Source organism: Pedobacter sp. GW456-11-11-14-TSB4 (assembly GCF_059424425.1).
In genome coordinates this window covers 280,997-298,161 of sequence record NZ_JBWKZK010000002.1, presented here as the reverse complement: position 1 = coordinate 298,161, position 17,165 = coordinate 280,997, and the positions used below count along the sequence as shown (strand labels likewise).

General features: G+C 32.3%; 13 protein-coding genes. 7 read left to right on the top strand and 6 right to left on the bottom strand.

Annotated elements, in window-relative coordinates; all coding sequences use genetic code 11:
• Positions 1–134: 134 nt before the first annotated feature.
• The 3 genes from AC07XU_RS08695 to AC07XU_RS08685 all read right to left on the bottom strand — a co-directional run bounded on the left by AC07XU_RS08695 (position 135) and on the right by AC07XU_RS08685 (position 5,189).
• Entirely contained in the window at positions 135–1,148 is a 1,014-nt protein-coding gene (locus AC07XU_RS08695; protein ID WP_494943250.1) for a PorP/SprF family type IX secretion system membrane protein, read from the bottom strand.
• 1 nt (position 1,149) lies between these two features.
• On the bottom strand, positions 1,150–4,617 hold the full coding sequence (locus AC07XU_RS08690) for a PKD domain-containing protein (protein ID WP_494943249.1): 3,468 nt from the start codon (positions 4,615–4,617) through the stop codon (positions 1,150–1,152).
• Positions 4,618–4,733: 116 nt separating this feature from the next.
• Positions 4,734–5,189 (bottom strand): response regulator, encoded by a 456-nt coding sequence (locus AC07XU_RS08685; protein WP_494943248.1) that lies wholly within the window; start codon positions 5,187–5,189, stop codon positions 4,734–4,736.
• Between the two features lie 119 nt (positions 5,190–5,308).
• Here AC07XU_RS08685 and AC07XU_RS08680 point away from each other — a divergent pair, with 119 nt between their 5' ends.
• The 7 genes from AC07XU_RS08680 to AC07XU_RS08650 all read left to right on the top strand — a co-directional run bounded on the left by AC07XU_RS08680 (position 5,309) and on the right by AC07XU_RS08650 (position 12,643).
• Entirely contained in the window at positions 5,309–7,639 is a 2,331-nt protein-coding gene (locus tag AC07XU_RS08680) for an Rv1355c family protein (RefSeq protein WP_494943247.1), read from the top strand.
• Positions 7,626–8,342 carry a hypothetical protein gene (locus AC07XU_RS08675; RefSeq protein ID WP_494943246.1) on the top strand — a complete coding sequence of 239 codons (717 nt, stop codon included), beginning with the start codon at positions 7,626–7,628 and terminating at the stop codon, positions 8,340–8,342. The genes AC07XU_RS08680 and AC07XU_RS08675 overlap by 14 nt, the downstream gene beginning before the upstream one ends.
• Positions 8,339–10,465 carry a 7TM diverse intracellular signaling domain-containing protein gene (locus AC07XU_RS08670; protein WP_494943245.1) on the top strand — a complete coding sequence of 709 codons (2,127 nt, stop codon included), beginning with the start codon at positions 8,339–8,341 and terminating at the stop codon, positions 10,463–10,465. Before AC07XU_RS08675 ends, AC07XU_RS08670 begins: the two co-directional genes overlap by 4 nt.
• An 8-nt stretch (positions 10,466–10,473) precedes the next feature.
• Positions 10,474–11,553 (top strand): hybrid sensor histidine kinase/response regulator, encoded by a 1,080-nt coding sequence (locus tag AC07XU_RS08665; RefSeq protein ID WP_494943244.1) that lies wholly within the window; start codon positions 10,474–10,476, stop codon positions 11,551–11,553.
• On the top strand, positions 11,543–11,935 hold the full coding sequence (locus AC07XU_RS08660; RefSeq protein WP_494943243.1) for a response regulator: 393 nt from the start codon (positions 11,543–11,545) through the stop codon (positions 11,933–11,935). Before AC07XU_RS08665 ends, AC07XU_RS08660 begins: the two co-directional genes overlap by 11 nt.
• Before the next feature lie 76 nt (positions 11,936–12,011).
• Positions 12,012–12,281, top strand: a complete 270-nt coding sequence (locus AC07XU_RS08655; RefSeq protein ID WP_494943242.1) for a hypothetical protein — start codon at positions 12,012–12,014, stop codon at positions 12,279–12,281.
• On the top strand, positions 12,278–12,643 hold the full coding sequence (locus AC07XU_RS08650; RefSeq protein WP_494943241.1) for a response regulator transcription factor: 366 nt from the start codon (positions 12,278–12,280) through the stop codon (positions 12,641–12,643). The genes AC07XU_RS08655 and AC07XU_RS08650 overlap by 4 nt, the downstream gene beginning before the upstream one ends.
• Here the strand turns inward: AC07XU_RS08650 and AC07XU_RS08645 are convergent.
• The 3 genes from AC07XU_RS08645 to AC07XU_RS08635 form a co-directional block, all read right to left on the bottom strand.
• A complete protein-coding gene (locus AC07XU_RS08645) occupies positions 12,636–14,984 on the bottom strand; it encodes a response regulator (protein ID WP_494943240.1) in 2,349 nt (782 codons plus the stop codon). The genes AC07XU_RS08650 and AC07XU_RS08645 overlap by 8 nt on opposite strands.
• 45 nt (positions 14,985–15,029) lie before the next feature.
• Positions 15,030–16,184 carry a serine hydrolase domain-containing protein gene (locus tag AC07XU_RS08640; RefSeq protein ID WP_494943239.1) on the bottom strand — a complete coding sequence of 385 codons (1,155 nt, stop codon included), beginning with the start codon at positions 16,182–16,184 and terminating at the stop codon, positions 15,030–15,032.
• A gap of 75 nt (positions 16,185–16,259) precedes the next feature.
• Positions 16,260–17,027: a 3-keto-disaccharide hydrolase gene (locus tag AC07XU_RS08635; RefSeq protein ID WP_494943238.1), complete on the bottom strand. Its 768-nt coding sequence runs from the start codon at positions 17,025–17,027 to the stop codon at positions 16,260–16,262.
• Between the last annotated feature and the right edge of the window lie 138 nt (positions 17,028–17,165).

Sequence of the window (17,165 nt, the reverse complement as noted above, 5' to 3'; positions counted from 1 at the left end):
CCCCGATAGAGCGAAAATACTTTTACAAAAAGGGGGTGTGTTTTGGGGTAAAAGATTGCAGTATTAGCGGGACTGTATTTGCCATGAATTACCGCTGTTGCGCTTCAAAAAATTAAATATAACAATTAATTATACTACCACATTCTCATTGAGCTCATAACTTTATAAACATTATTTAACTGTAAGCCTAACACTATTTCGTGGCTTCCGTAGCTTACCTGATTTAATTGAGATGTGGTAAAATCATATGAGTAGGTTAAATTTACTAATCTACTTACGTTTAAACCAGCCATTGCAGAAAATGAATCGTTATGTCTGTAACTCCCTCCTACCCAAATTCTGTCTTTAAAGGTTACTTTTAAATTTGCATCTATAGAAAGTGGTGTTGGACTCACATATTTTATCATGAAAGAAGGTATTGCTGCAATTTCTTCATCTATCATCCATTTATAACCAGCTGTTACAAAAAAATGTGGTACTTCTTTACCTAAATTATAATTGGCGTCACTAGTAAAAGAAAGTTTTTGGGGTAAAATTTGTTGAACTGAAGCTCCTGCAAAGAATTGCGCTCCGTATAACCAAACTCCCATGCTTAAATCTGGTTTCACCTGACTGGTAATGGTATTGCTTAATGCTGGATCATTTGGATTTTCGAGTGTTAACGAATTAATGTCTAAACCTATCCGTGTTAATCCTGCCGCAGCACCAACAGATAAATTCCACGTACCGCTTAATTGAAGATGGTAGGCATAAGTTAAATTTGCATCTAATCGAGATATTGGTCCAGCTTTATCTACAACAACAGTGGCTCCCATTCCATGATGTGCCGGTGAAGCAGTATAATTTTGCATGTAATTTTGGCTCATCGGGTCATCTCCTTTTTCTGCTAGTGATAGAGGATTTTTCCATAAATAATCATCACTTAGGCTCCAATGTGCAGATGCGAAAGTGGTTTGGGGCGAATTATTGATTCCAGACCATTGTCTTCTGTATCCAGCTTTAAAATCTGTGTAATTCTCTATTCCACTCAATGCCGGATTTAATAAATATTGATTGAATATGTATTGGGTATATTGCGGTCTTTGCTGCGCCATTGTTGTAAAATAAGCGCCTACAACTAAAAGAATTAAATATATTATGCGTTTCAAACTATCTAATTATGGTTAAATTTCCTGTAATATTTTTTCGCCCGCTATTTGGATTGATAATGTAGTAATAAGTTCCGACAGGTAAAGGCTTTTTATTAAAATTCCCATCAAAAGGATTATTATAGCCTTTATTGCTCGAATAAACTTTTTGCCCATTTCTATCAAAAATTTCAACTGTACCGTTAGGATATGTATTTAAATATTTGATATTCCAAACATCATTAATTCCATCTCCGTTAGGAGAAAATGTATTTGGCGCCTCTATATTTTGCAAAACTTTTATAAAAACATCATCAAAGGTAGTGCAGCCTAAATCGGTGGTTACTTTAAGCGTATATTTTGTATCAACATCTGGCTTAGCTATCGGATTTAGAATTGTGGTGCTACTTAAACCTGCAGCTGGGCTCCACTCGTAAGTTAAACCAATTCCAGAAGCCGTAGCAGACATTTGTTGTTCTCCTCCCGCTAAAATAGAGAAATCACCCCCTGCATCAACATCAGGAATAGGAAAAACTTCAATAATTTGCGTTACCTGATCTGTACATCCATTAGTTGCTGTAAATGTGTAGGTTATATTATGTACTCCCACTCCAGCTGTTACAGGATTAAACAATCCTAAATTTGTTACCCCTTTACCCGTAAAAACTCCAGACCCCATTAATCCGCCTGTTTCATTAGCTAAAAACTGAACTGTTCCTGCGTTTAAGCAAATTGAATTCAATTGATTAAAAGTTACCGTTGGTGATGCCAATAAAATAATATCCTTTTCTATTTCATCAGAACAAGATCCACCAGAGTATGCTACCATTTTTACTTTTATGGTTTTGGTTAGTGGCGATGTAAACTTAGGAACAATAAAAGTATAGACCTTATCAAAAATTGGGTCTAAATCATCATCACCATATTGTACGCCATCTAAAAACCATTGTACTTTAGTTACATTCCCGAAATCAACTGTAGCTTTATTTTTAAACACAAATTCTGTATTACTACATAAATTATTTGGATTTAAAACCTCAAAATCAGCTATTGGATTTGAACCATTAACGGTAAAAGGTGTTGCTATAGACTTTACTGAACAACCTTTGGCATTAGTAACTATTAAGGTTACAAAATAATTACCAGCTGCTGCATATTTATGTTTTCCATCTCTATCTTTAGACGTGTTTAATACCCCAGATGTTGGGTCTCCAAAATCCCATGAATAAGTCAAGCCAGTTTGAGTAATACCATCAAAATCGGTAGAGTTATTGGTAAAAATTGCTTCTGCATCAGTTAAACAAACATCGGGCAATACAAAGCTCACTTTTGGTAAATTGTTAACGGTAACTTTTAACGTTAAATCACTACTACATCCTTTGTCTGTTTCTACAGTTAATTTAACATCATAAGTGCCAATGTTTGTATAAGCATGTGTGGGGTTTTGTAAAGAACTAGTATTTGAGGATGAATTTACATCTCCGAAATCCCATGTCCATTTAACAATATTGCCATTAGAAACTGATGATAAATCTGTGAATAGAATATCTTTATTTACACAAGTTAAGGCTGCAGATTTAAATAATGCAGTAGCTTTTGGGTTGATAAAGATATCTCTTTCTGAAACTTGAGAAAAGCAACCATTTTCTGCACTTACAGATAGTTTTACTTTAAAATTCCCTGATGTTGCAAAAGTATGTACTGGATTTTGCTCAGTAGAAACCGGAGTGCCATCGCCAAAATCCCAGCGCCATGCGGTAACTGCTTTTCCAGTAACCATAGCTAAACTTTCATCTTTAAATTGAACCAATTCGTTTGCACATGCAGTAGCAGGCGCATTTATTTTTGCTTCTGGTAAAGGATCTACAAAAAAATTAAAAATCAGTTCTACTTCATTACTATAACAACTTCCAGCAGTTGCTGCAATAGTAGCTTGGGCAACAACTTGAACAGGACCTACATTATTAAAAATTTTATTAATTGGTGCGGTGTAAGTATATAAAGGAGTTGCAGTTCCGCTAACTATAGGATTTGGATTGTTATCTACGTAATTTGGAGTTCCATCTGTAAAAGTCCAAACAATTTTTTCTAATTGATAGGGTAACGTAATTTTTAGATCTGAAGGTTGACCTACACAAGCAGCTGCATTTTCGGCATTTGTAGTTTTATTAACAACAAGCAAAAACTGCGAAGATGCTAAATTTGTACCCGCAGAATAGGCATAAGATTCATGATCGCCAAATCCATACGCAATTGCGTTAAATCCATCATCTGCAGTTAATGTTAAACTTTCGTCGACAACATTAATTTGAATGTAAGAATATTGAGGGTTAGATGGCATGGGCAACCATGTTCCATTATTGGGCGGTGAGCCATTAATTTTAAACGAAGCCGATTTATCGGTTTTCATAAATACGTTTAAATACTTTTCTAAAATTCTATACTTATCTGAAGAAAAAAGGGTTATATTTTTTATATTAAATTCTACAGGATTGAGCAAGACCATTTCTGGATCGCCTGATTGTAATGCGGTACCATTTAATGAAGAAAATTCTTGTGTGTAAGAATATTCAGCTACGCTAATTAACTTATCAGAAGATACAATTGTAGGTTGAGAAACTGCACTTTCTATAAATTGACCTTTATTAATTATGCCAGCATAAACACCATCAAAATTTATAGTTGTGTTATCTTCTTGAGCAAGTGCCCTAACAATATATCGTCTGTTTACAAAAGGAACTACACCATAAGTTTTACCCCAATTACTAATCGAATATAGTTGTTGTAACAAAGGATCTATACCTCCGCTATTGCCTCCAATCCTTAAACCAGAACTACCAGAAAAAGCAGCAAATTTTTTACAAGATGAACTTGCTGCTGTTTCAATATAGGTACCTGTTAAATCTTCAGAAGGGAGCATATACTGATAAACATCGCCTTTGTTTAAACCATTAATGTTAATAGTGGCTCCATTTCTTCGCAAAACCAAGTTTGTATTATCTTCTGTTGCAATAACAGCTAAAAAATTTCTCCCTTGGTTATCTTGAGTATAATTCATTGAATAATACTTTTGACCTAAAGCCTCAACTGGTAAAATTAGCGTTGCAGCACTTCTTGCCGCAGCAAAAACATGGCTATAGGCAACAATTTTTGGCATTCCGGGAGTAACTACAATATGAATACCTCTATTTGATAAATTCTGATTTGCTTCTGCCTCGTCTATATAAGATTGGGCTCTGCTAACTAGAAATGTAACAACAGTATTTGCCGGAACAGGCTTAGTTTGCGTTGTTGTACCACATGTTACTGTTACTTCTGTATTAAATTTTGATGTAACATTTACATTCATTTCTGCAAGCACACCCCCACTAGGTCGGTGACTTGGAAAAACCGTCCAAAACTCCATCCCTTCATTAGAAATATTTTGAGCTTTGGTGTTAATGGTTAGTGATACAAAAAATACAAGTATAAATAGATATACGTTTTTCATTAATGCGTTAATACAATCATTGTCAATACAATAATAAGATTTAAAGTAATAAATCCCTTATTATTTCAACAATAAAAAAAGTACCAATGCAAATGAGGCAAATTAAGAGATTACTTTTAAGATAATAAATTCTGACGAGCGATAAATTCTAACTGTCTGTTTGCAACAATTAGCTTTTCAGTAAGTTCTTTGTTCTCTTTACGAAGGGTATAAATTTCAATTGCTTTTTCAATATTTATCCTTAAATCTTCTTCCATCCAAGGTTTTTGAATGTAACGATAAACCTGACCTTTATTTATAGCATCTATAACAGCATCGATATCTGTGTAGCCAGTTAAAATCATTCTAATTGGATCAGGATGTGCCTCTAAAATTGAAGCTAAAAATTCTACTCCGGTAGTTTTAGGCATTCGCTGATCTGTGATCACAATATGAATATCTTCCCTGTCCAAAATCTTACGTCCTTCTTCTGCAGATTCTGCAGTAAAAATTTTGTATAATCTTCTGTAAGTAGCTGCAAATGCACTCAAATTATGTGGTTCATCATCTACATATAATATGTTCGTATTCATCGTTTGTGCTTAATAAAAGATAAAAATACTTTATATTTATTAATGTTAAAACACTAATTTAGTTGTTTTAACATTTACTTGTATTTTTATTTTATTAACACACATTTTAAGTATATAAAATGCAAACCGAAACTGGTTCACATTCAACTCTGTACAAACTAATTAATGATACTTTGGTATTAAAAAATACCTATAAGCCCATTTTTTACAGATTACAAAATCTTAACGAAAAAAAAGATTTTGAAGCGCTACTTCAAAGTCAACAGAACTTACAGGTATATGATTATATCGTTTCTCAAGTTGAAGAATTAATTAAATGCCTTACACCAACCATTGGTTTATTACCGGCCGCCGAAATAACAAAAAGGGTTGAGAATAAATTCGGAGAAAAAACAAGTGAAGAATATGGTGTTTGGGTTTATTATCCTTGGGCACAAAAACTTGTGCATATATTAGATGAAGAAGAATTTGCTATTGTTAGAACAAATAGAAATAAATATAAAATTACTGAGCAAGAACAGCAAAAATTAGCAGAAAAAAAAATTGGCGTAATGGGACTTTCTGTTGGCCAATCTGTTTCATTGGCATTGGCAATGGAAAGAAGTTTTGGTGAACTCCGTATTGCAGATTTTGATGAACTTGACCTTAGCAACATTAACAGGATTAGAACTGGTGTTTTTAACTTAAAAATTAAAAAAACTGTAATTGTAGCTAGGGAAATAGCCGAAATTGATCCCTTTCTTAATGTGGTTTGTTTTGAAGATGGGATTATTGAAGAAAACCTAGAGCTTTTTTTAACCGAGAATGGAAAGCTTGATTTGCTTATTGATGAATGCGATAGTTTTGACATCAAAATTAATTCGCGTACTAAAGCCAAATCATTAGGTATTCCTGTTTTGATGGAAGGTAGCGATAGAGGTACAATAGATATTGAACGATTTGACCTTGAACCAGAAAGACCTGTTTTACATGGCATGGTTGAGCATTTAGATATGAGCAAGTATAAATCATTCACTACAATGGATGAAAAAATACCTTATATAGCAGCGGTTACAGGTATCGAGACTTTATCAACTAGAATGAAAGCCTCTGCCATTGAGTTAATGTCTACAATTTCTACCTGGCCACAATTAGCAAGTGCGGTTATTTTTGGCGGAGGTATTACTGCCGATTTATCGAGAAAAATACTTTTAGGCAACCTAAGCGTTTCTGGAAGGTTTTTTATTGATATGGATGAATTGATTTGCGATCCCGTTAAAACAGAAAAGAAAGCTCTTGAGATAGCTGATCACAATCCGTTAAGTATTAATAAAATTGAGCATTTTATTAGCAAAAATCAGACTACGTTCGAAAAGGCTAATCATAATTTAGATGAAAACACCTTGGATAAAATTATTGGTGCAGCACAAAAAGCACCATCAGGCGGTAATAGTCAACCTTGGCGCTGGCATTACAATGATGGTTTGTTACATCTATTCTTAGAACCAAATGCATCAAAAGCCTATTTAGATCCGAAGCAAATTTCATCTTACGTTTCTTTAGGTACCGCTATTGAAAATTTAAGCTTAGCAGCAGCAGCTTGCGGTTTAAAAGCTCAGCACAAATTGACTCCAGAATTAGCACCATTACATATTGCCTATATCAAGTTTGAACCTAATTACCAAATTGGTGAACAGGAAAACAAATTATTTAAACAAATAGATTACAGGCACACCAATAGGAAAATTACACCTAAGCAAGAAATTGAAGAAAATGTATTTGAAACATTAAATAGCCTTGTTAGCAGTGTTGATGATGCAAAAATAAAATGGATCACAGATCCAAAATCATTAAAAGAGATTGGTGAAATTGCATCAAAAACTGATTTACTTAGAATGTTTATTCCTGAAGCGCATGAAGATTTTATAACGCGAGAAATGCGATGGAATCTAGATGAAGTAAATAGCACAGAAGATGGAATTGGCATACATACTTTAGATTTATCAAACAATGATCAAATTGGTATTAGATTGATAAAAGATAAAAAAATGATTAATTTTTTGCAGCAAATTGACGGCGGTAGTGGGTTTAAAAAATTAACAACTACGCAATTCATGTCATCATCTGCTGTAGGCTTAATTACAATGCCTACTGAAAATATTGCATCATTTATAAATGCTGGTATTGCGGCAGAAAGATTATGGCTTGCTGTTACCGATTTAAATCTGCAAATGCACCCTGTAAACGTTCCACTCATCTTTTTTTATAAAAATAGAGTTGAAGACAGTTTGTCGGTTTCACCAGAAACTAAACTTCAGCTTGTAGAAGCTGAAAATAAATTTAGACAGATTTTTGAAATGAAAGAAAATGAACAAGCTATATTTATGTTCAGAATTTTTAAAGCAAGTCCGTCACCAGAAAGAACCATCCGAAAACAAATCTCAAAAACATTCTCAATTGGAAGAGCATAATGTTGATATAAAAAAAATTAAATTTACTGCTTTTAGAGCTGTAGATAATAGAAGCGCTTGCATGAGCTTTATTGAAGGACACAAACGTGTTTTAGAAATATTTGGCATCACTCAAATTTCTTCTGCCAAAACAGATTGGATTCTTAATCCTGATGTTTATGTGGTATTGGTAACAGATGAAGATACCGATAAGGTTTTAGGAGGTGGTAGAATACACAAAGCAAACCGCAGAAACGCATTACCTGTTGAAGAAGCTGTTGGATATATGGACGAAAAAATATATAAAATGGTTGATGACTACACTGATAAAGGAACCGGTGAAGTTGCAGGTGTTTGGAACTCTTTTGAAATAGCTGGTTTAGGAATAGGAAGTATTCACCTGAGTACAGCTTGTGTTGCTTATGCAGAGTTTATTGGCATTACTACATTATTCGGTTTAGCTGCTCCAGCTACTTACAGAAACGTACTTAGAGGCGGATTTGAAGTGATAACTTCATTAGGAAATAATGGCAAATTTTATTATCCTAAAGATGATATGACTGCTACAGTAATGTTTAACTCTGATATTATAAATTTACCACTCACACAAGAACCGCAGAAGTCTATCATTTTAGAAATGAGAAAGGATAGTATCTACAAACAAGAAATATTATCTAAACAAGGTAACAACGTGTCATTAACCTTTCACATCCCTAAAAAATGACCATAAAAACTTTTAAAAGGCTATTATTAATTCTTTTAATTTTTCTAGTTAAAAGCACGTATGCTGATATCAAGTACAGTAAATTACCCTTCAAAATTGAATACTTTAAGGATTTAAGTAATAAGTTAGCTATAAATGAAATTGTTAATAAGCCTTTTATAGAAAGTTCGAGTAAAGAAATTTTAAACTTTGGAGTAGATGACGCTACATTTTGGGTTAAATTAACCACCAAAAAAAGCTTAAAATTTCACAAAAATATTTTATTTATAGAACAGGGCAGGCTCATTAATTATCAAATGTATTTTAAAGGGTTAGGTAAAGCTCCAAAAATGAATGCACCTTTTGATTTATATGGTCAAATCAATCTTAAAAACCTACATGGTATTTCCTATCTACTACCCGATACAATAAAAAAAGATGATGTAATTTTTCTGAAACTAAAAACCCATGAAAATTTTATCGCAAAAATATCTGTAGTTACACAGGGTGATATCATCAACAATAGTGCTTTAAGAGATGTGTTTTTTGGAATATACACTGGTGTAATGCTCATCATGTTTATTTATAACCTCTTCTTGTTTATAGTGGTTAGAGACAAAAGTTATATCCATTATGTATTTTATATCCTATTTACCTGGTTAACACAAATATCTATACAAGGATATGGAATTATATATATTTGGGATGCTTCATCAAATATCAATGATATTTCAGTTGTACTATACTCTCTTTTAGGATTGTTTTTTGCAGGTTTATTTACAATCTCGTTTCTTAATACTAAAATTTTCGCTCCCATTGCGCACAAAATATTTACGGTTTATCTCGTTCTAATTTTAATAAATATCGCAAGCATATTTTTCATAAATACTTATACAGCTTTTATGATTATGCAGGTACTTATTTTATTTGGCGTAATATTGGCATTGTCAACGTCATTTTATGTTTATTTTAAAAAGCATTTTAAACCTGCTGGTTTTTATATCATAGCTTGGACAATCTTGTTAATTGGTGCTGTTTTATTTATCTTAAAAGATTATAACATCATTCCTTACAACAATTTCACTATTTACTTATTACAAATTACCTCTGCAATTGAGGTTACACTGCTTTCGTTCGCGTTAGCGGATAAAATCAATTATTTTAAAAAAGAAAATGAAGTTGCTCAAGCACAAGCTTTAAATGCCTCATTAGAAAATCAAAAATTAATTAGAGAGCAAAATATAGTTCTTGAGAAAAAAGTAAAAGAACGTACAGAAGAATTAGAGACAACTAATTCTACCTTGAACGTTACTTTAACCAATTTAAAAGATACACAGTCACAACTAGTAGATTCAGAAAAAATGGCTGCTTTAGGTCAATTAACTGCTGGTATTGCACACGAGATCAATAACCCAATCAACTTCGTTACATCCAATATTAAACCTCTTGAACTCGATATCAATGACCTTAAAGAAATTATTTCAAGATACGAGAAACTTGATTTTGATGGCGATATTAAGGCTCAAATTGAAGAAATAGAAGCATTTAAAAGGCAAATAGATTTAGGTTTTGTAAATAACGAAATCTCGTCTTTGCTATCTGGTATTAGTGAAGGAGCTAAAAGAACTGCAGAAATTATTAGGAGTTTGAGAAACTTTAGTAGAGTTGATGAAACAGACATGAAGCCAATTGATTTAAACGAAGGCTTACATTCTACATTAGTATTGGTTAAAAATAGCATGCCCGATAATTTGACAGTTATAAAGGAATTGGGCAATTTGCCAAAGGTAGAGTGTCAGCCAGGTAAAATTAATCAGGTATTTATGAATTTGGTTTCTAATGCAATACAGGCTATAAAAACCAAAGAGGAGCAGCGAGATGAGGAATTTTTAATTATTAAAAGTTGGTATATAGATCAACAAGTTAAAATTAGCATTAAGGATAGTGGTATTGGAATGAGTGAAGAAACAAAACATAGAATTTTTGAACCATTTTTCACAACAAAAGATATTGGAGAAGGAACAGGATTAGGCCTATCTATAGTGTTTAGCATCATCGAAAAACATAAAGGTCATATAGATGTTATTTCTAAAGTAGGTGAAGGAACAGAATTTATTATTACCTTGAATGTAAATCCCAATTAGTTCATTTTATGAAAAGTAATAGTGTAAAAGTTCTTTATATAGACGATGAAGAAAACAACCTCCATGCTTTTAAGGCAAGCTTTAGGCGTCAATATGAAATTTACACTGCAAACTCGGCTGCTGAGGGATTAAAATTGCTCCAAAGTTTAGATATCCATGTGATTATCGCCGATCAAAAAATGCCCAATACAACAGGTGTTGAGTTTTTTCAAAGCATATCAGAAACTTTTCCTGATCCATGTAAAATATTACTAACTGGCTATACTGATATTGAAGCTTTAGCTAATGCAATAAATCATGGTGATGTGTATAGATATATACAAAAACCTTGGGCAGATTTAGATTTAAGTAATACTATAAAAAATGCTTATGATGCTTACAAAGCCAAAATTGATTTAAGAAATAAGATCGCTGAGCTTGAAAAAACAAATGATGAACTAAATAGATTCATTTACAGTATTTCTCATGAACTTAGGGCGCCTTTAGTTTCTGTTTTAGGGATAGTTGAGCTTGTAAAAATGGAAGGGCTTTACAATAGCAGCGGAGAATATTGGGGTTTGATTGAGACTTGCTCAAATAAGCTAGATTATTATATTCAAAAAACCCTTCAGTATTATAAAAACAACAAGAATACAGCAGACCATGTACAAATTGATTTTGATAAATTAGTTAATAATTTGATTGAAATTTACGCCTATACTGATAAAAGCACATCATTTAAAGTAAACATAAATCAAACCGCTCCATTTTATGGAGATTTATTTAGAATTGAAGTTATACTGGGTAATCTGATTTCAAATGCTATTAAATATCAAAAGGAAATGGAACTTGATAAGAAAGTAACCATTGATGTTGATAGTAATGAAAGTTATGTGGAAATTAGTATAACTGATAATGGAATGGGTATTTTAAACGAGCACTTAGAAAAAATATTCACCCAGTTTTTCAAAAGCAAAGCTAATCAGGGAAGTGGCTTAGGCTTATTTATTGTTAAAGAAGCGCTGAATAAAATTAATGGTCGCATTAAAGTAAGTTCCGATCTAGACCTTGGAACAACCTTTAAAATTACGATACCAAATGTTAAATAATAAAAATACAGTAATGCTAATTGATGATAATTTCATCGATCTCAAAATTAATTCCAAGTTAATTAGTATCACAAAAATTTTTAACGAGATCATCACTTGTCAATCTGGCGAAGAAGCATTAACCTATCTGAAAAAACAACAAAATGACCCTAAACTTCTTCCTAATTACATTCTTTTAGATATACAGATGCCAGAAATGGATGGATTTGAATTTTTAGATCAATTTAAAAAGCTTCCTCAAACCATTACAGATTTCTGCAAAATTGCCATGTTATCATCTACTTTAGATTTTGGCGATATAAAGAGGGCTGAAGCAAACCCTTATGTAATGAAATTGCTAAAAAAGCCACTCTCAATTACCGATTTACAATCAATCCTTTAAATCAGCACACCTTAAAGTTTTAAAATAAAACTTTACAAACCATAAAATGTTATAGCTATGTAATCATTTTATAGTTATGGATATTAAAGAAAACAATGCTGGCTTAGGAAAAAATCACGATGAAGATGCTAAGGATCAGGATATAGCTAAGAAACAAAGTGAAGCAATGCCCGCTGCAGAAAATTTAGATATGATGCCTAATAGCGTTAACCAAAACGGAGAGAGAACTTTTGAATCTGAAAATAAATCAGAACACACTAAAGAGTTACACAAAAAAGCATCTGAATATGCTCAAAATGAGCATGAAAAAGCAAAGAATTGGGAAAATAAAAATGACTCGGAATGAACAAGTCCAGAAAGTGCATTTATTTGCTAGAGGATAATAACGATATTAGAGAAATGCTTCAATTTCTGTTAGAAGATGAATTTGATGTATTTGGCTATGAGACTGTTAAATCTTTCAGTGAAGTAATGAAATATGGCAGACCTGATATGATTATTTTAGATGTAATGCTTGGCGATGGTAATGGATTTGACGTGTGTAATCGTTTGAAGAAAAACTCTTTAACTAATCATATTCCTATCTTAATGATGTCTGCTAATGCTCAATTTTTTGACACAAAAGAAAAATGTAAAGCCGAAGATTTCATAAATAAACCATTCGATATTGATGACTTTGTGAAAAGGGTAAATAGATTTATCAATTAATTTTATTTAAAAACCTATTTACTTTCTTATATAATTCTTCAGGCATAAAAGGTTTTACAATAATATCATCTATCCCAATTTCATTAACTCTTGCTTCAATATTAGCTTTTAAATTTGCCGTTAATGCAATAATAGGTGTATGCAATCCCATTCTACGGATAGCTTTTGCAGCCTCAAAACCATCCATAACAGGCATTTGTAGATCCATAAGTATCAAATGATATTGATTAACATCTATTTTTTTTAAAGCCTCTGCCCCATTTACAGCAGTATCAACCTCAGCACTCCATTTTTCTAAAAAACTTTTGGCCACCATTACATTCAAATGGTTATCATCTACCAACAGAATTTTAAATCCTTTAAAAGCAAGCAGATCAATAAATTCATTTTTAACAGGCTTTTTGCCCGACTCTTTTACTTTAACAAATCGTTGGGAGAAATAGAACTCAGAACCTTTGCCTACTTCGCTCCTTACTTTCAATTTGGTATCCTGTATTTCTAAAATTCTTTTAGAAATTGCCAATCCTAAACCACTACCGCCAAAGCTTCTAGAAGTGGAGGAATCCGCTTGAGTAAATCTTTCAAAAATAAGTTCTTGTTTATTTTCGGCTATACCAATTCCGGTATCAATTACTGAAAACCTAACTACAATTTCATCATCACTTTCTTCAATAATTGTTAAATTAACTGTAACAGCACCTTTTTGAGTAAACTTAACAGCATTGTGCACTAAATTTGTAACCACCTGAAATAGCCTAGTCTGATCTCCAAGAACTTTACATTTTAAGTTATCATCTATTATCAACTTAAAATCAATTCCTTTCTCTTTTGCATTGTTTTGCAAACCATTCGCAATATTGGTTACAATCAACACTAAATCCATTTCTTCAATTTCTAAGGATATTTTTCCAGCTTCAATTTTATTAAAGTCTAATATGTCATTTAAAATTTCTAATAAGTTGGTGGCCGAAAATAACATGGAGTCCATTTGTTGAATTTGGTCTTCACGAGGATTATTTTGCAACAAAAGTCTGCTCATACCAATAACAGAATTAAGAGGAGTTCTTATTTCGTGGCTCATGGTACTTAAAAACTCACTTTTAGCGATAAAACCTTGTTCGGCTTGTTCTCTTGCCTTCTTTAAATTGTAAGATACCCTATGAGAAAGAATTAGAGATTGAAGAAAAAAGAAACATACATAACCTAAAAAACTTAGAACCTGGAGCTGTGGCAATACATTCCAATAGTGAAGCAAGGCCAAAGCAAATGAAAACATTAAAGCAATAGAACTCATTAATGCATATAGTGAACCAGGTCTCTTCCTTTTAAAGGCTACGTAATAGATATAAAGGGTATATCCTATGCAAAAAACTGTTACTATTAAAAAAGGATTAATTAGCTGGGTAAAATAATAGGCTGGCAATAGAATGGTAAGTAATGCAAACAAAGCACATACTCCGCAAATACCATTTATGATATAGCTACTTATGTCTTTTAGATACAGATACCTTGTATATAGTGAGAATAGGCCAATACTAATAAATAAGCTTAAGTATTCTAAATGCACTGTAATTGTCCAACTTGAACTAGGAAAAAGCGTATGTAACACATAATTTCCTACACCTAAAATACGGTAACTGTAAATGATGCAAAACAAAGAAAATAGTAATGTTGCCTTATCTCTATTTCCAACTAGGTAAAGACCAAGAAAAAACAATCCGCCCATACATAAGCAGCCCGTCAAAAGCAAATCTATTGCTTCAGCCTTTCTCCTATCTAACTGTATTTGAAGCTTATTTCCAATATACATGGAGTCTTTTACTCCGCCTTTAAAGTGTACAAAATTTGCAATATGAAAAACAATATCGGCTGTATCAATTTCGTGTGAAATATCTATTGCCTTATATTGCCATCGTGGAACAAAACCATTAGCGGATTTAGATATCTTACCCGTAGAAACAACTAACTCTCCATTTAAGTAAACATTATAGGCACAATATATATCTGGAAGTGTGATGCGCAGGTTACCATGTTTTTTTGGTAATAGGATTTTTATACGATAAGAGGCGTAACCAAAAGAAGGCAGCTTTTTACCGTTTATTGTTAATTCATTCCATTTCATCGGAAAATCAACAACAGTTTTTTTGAATTGATCAGTATGTTTAGGATCTATAAAATCATTCCAAAAAAAAGGCCATTCGCCATCAAGCCTAATCCTTTCTTTAAAATTTTGATCACGAAGATCAATTACTCCATTTTTTGCACCTGTAGTTATATTAGCTAAAATTTTGCTCTGAAAACAAAAGCAAAAAATTATGCAGCAAAGGGCATTTAATTTCATTATTAAAGAGATTGTTTTTTAGGTAGGCTGGTATTTGATTAGTGCTTAATTATTTTGTATAATTAAATTTTTGTAAAGAGAATTTACAGTTTTTCTTAATGCATCATTAAATCCTTTAGTGTAAATTGGATTACAACCATTAGTGATTGCCACTATACCAAATTCGTCTTTTGGATTAAAAAACATCATACTATACAATCCATATGCAGAGCCAGTATGCCCAACCATCAATTTACCTTCAATTAAATCTGTGGTTTGCAGTAAAGCCAAACCGTAATTTTCTTCGTCAGAAAGCTTTGTTTGCATGGTTTTTGAACTCTTTTTACTAATTATTTTTTTGCCTTTATAATTTCCATAGTACATATGCATTGTCATGTATTTAGCTAAATCTGTAGCAGATATCTTCATTCCACCAGTTGGTGAAAATATTGGTGTACTATAACCTAAAGTATAATTTTTTATTTCTTCGCTTCGCGGATTGTAAGCTGCAGGTGATGCGGTGTATAGATTAGGTACTTTTGGGTTGTACTCGTACAAAGTGGTAAACTTTTTCTTATCTAATGAATCAACACAATATCCTCCATATAAACCCAACGGATTTAAAATGTGATTTTTAACATAATTATCAAATCGTTCGTTAGCGAATTTCTCTATCACCGCACCCACCATATTAAAATTTAAATTACAATATTGGTAACCTTTGCCCGGCTCATAATCATTATAACATTTTGCCCAATTAGTATTCTTAGCAGGATTAATCACATCTAAATTAAAATATCCTTCGCTATCATTAATGCTTGATGTATGCGAGAGAACCATTTTTAATGTAATCACTCTTTCTGGAAATTTTGGGTTTCTTATTTTAAAGCCAACTAAATCACTAAAATCATCTTTTAATGATAATTTACCAGCCTCAACTAATTGCATAATTGAAGTAGCAGAAAACGATTTTGAGATAGAAGCGATTCTAAAAATATCAGTATTAACTAAAGGAGTATTGTTTTGTATGTCTTTAATGCCAAAAGATTTTGTGTAAATGATCTCTCCTTTTTTTACCACTGCCACCGCAAGTCCAACCACATCACGATCTTTCATTATTTGACTTATCTCTGCTTCTGCTAACTCTTTCTGAGCGAGCGCATTAAATGAGAAAAAAATCGTCAGACAAAAAAGCGATATAACTTTAACATATGGTTTCATAATTTAATGGCTTTACAATACGTAGTTAAATTTAAAAATGGCCTATTCCTAATTTTATCAAAATCAATTAATTGACTACAATTCTCTAATCCAAATATTTTTAAAACTGATTGGCACACTTTTATCACCATGTGATTGTAATTTGATTGGGCTTGGGCCATGAGCTTTTTTGTAAGATGCTTTGCCGATGTATTGTGTTGGACCACTTAAAACAAAATTGTTTTGCACTAAAACTCCATTAAATAATACCGTAACACGAGCTTCGCTTTTTAAACTTCCATCACCATAAAAAACAGGGGCTGTCCAAATAACATCGTACGTTTGCCACTCACCTGGTTTTTTATTTGCATTTACCAAAGGAGCAGTTTGTTTGTAAATACTAGCTGCCTGACCATTAGTGTAGGTTTTATTGTTGTAAGAATCTAAAATTTGTAATTCATAACCATCATCACCTGGGCCAGTTGATGCCAAAAATAAGCCAGAATTACCTCTAGATTGTCCTTCTAAATTAATATCTGAAGGTATTAACCATTCTATATGTAATTGATAATTGTTAAATGACTTTTTAGTTTCAATATTACCAGAGCTTTTGTTTACAGTAAACATCCCATCTTTAACAATCCATTTTGCTTCACCTCTATCATTTACGCTTACCCATTGATCTAAATTTTTACCATCAAATAAAACGATAGCATCTGATGGAGCAGTATTAGCATTACCCGGTGTAACCACAGGCGGAACGGGTGTATAAAATTCGGTATCTTGTGGTTTTGGTTTGTCTTGAGCACTCACGGTGTAAATTGATAGGCTACAAAAAACACCTAGTAAAAATAATTGTTTCATAAAGGTATAGTTATAAATTAAAAATGTAGGCTAAAGTTAATGAATCAGATTTCTATTCTCTCTAAAATTATTGATTATTGAATAAATAGATTTTTCTTATCCTACATCAATTTTGTAAAAAGGCTTAAACCTTAACTT

Excerpts from the sequence above, each read along its gene's own strand:
- AC07XU_RS08690 (WP_494943249.1), bottom strand. The coding sequence starts at position 4,617 with ATGAAAAACGTATATCTATTTATACTTGTATTTTTTGTATCACTAACC.
- AC07XU_RS08685 (WP_494943248.1), bottom strand. The coding sequence starts at position 5,189 with ATGAATACGAACATATTATATGTAGATGATGAACCACATAATTTGAGT.
- AC07XU_RS08680 (WP_494943247.1), top strand. The coding sequence starts at position 5,309 with ATGCAAACCGAAACTGGTTCACATTCAACTCTGTACAAACTAATTAAT.
- AC07XU_RS08670 (WP_494943245.1), top strand. The coding sequence starts at position 8,339 with ATGACCATAAAAACTTTTAAAAGGCTATTATTAATTCTTTTAATTTTT.
- AC07XU_RS08665 (WP_494943244.1), top strand. The coding sequence starts at position 10,474 with ATGAAAAGTAATAGTGTAAAAGTTCTTTATATAGACGATGAAGAAAAC.
- AC07XU_RS08660 (WP_494943243.1), top strand. The coding sequence starts at position 11,543 with ATGTTAAATAATAAAAATACAGTAATGCTAATTGATGATAATTTCATC.
- AC07XU_RS08655 (WP_494943242.1), top strand. The coding sequence starts at position 12,012 with ATGGATATTAAAGAAAACAATGCTGGCTTAGGAAAAAATCACGATGAA.
- AC07XU_RS08650 (WP_494943241.1), top strand. The coding sequence starts at position 12,278 with ATGAACAAGTCCAGAAAGTGCATTTATTTGCTAGAGGATAATAACGAT.
- AC07XU_RS08645 (WP_494943240.1), bottom strand. The coding sequence starts at position 14,984 with ATGAAATTAAATGCCCTTTGCTGCATAATTTTTTGCTTTTGTTTTCAG.
- AC07XU_RS08640 (WP_494943239.1), bottom strand. The coding sequence starts at position 16,184 with ATGAAACCATATGTTAAAGTTATATCGCTTTTTTGTCTGACGATTTTT.
- AC07XU_RS08635 (WP_494943238.1), bottom strand. The coding sequence starts at position 17,027 with ATGAAACAATTATTTTTACTAGGTGTTTTTTGTAGCCTATCAATTTAC.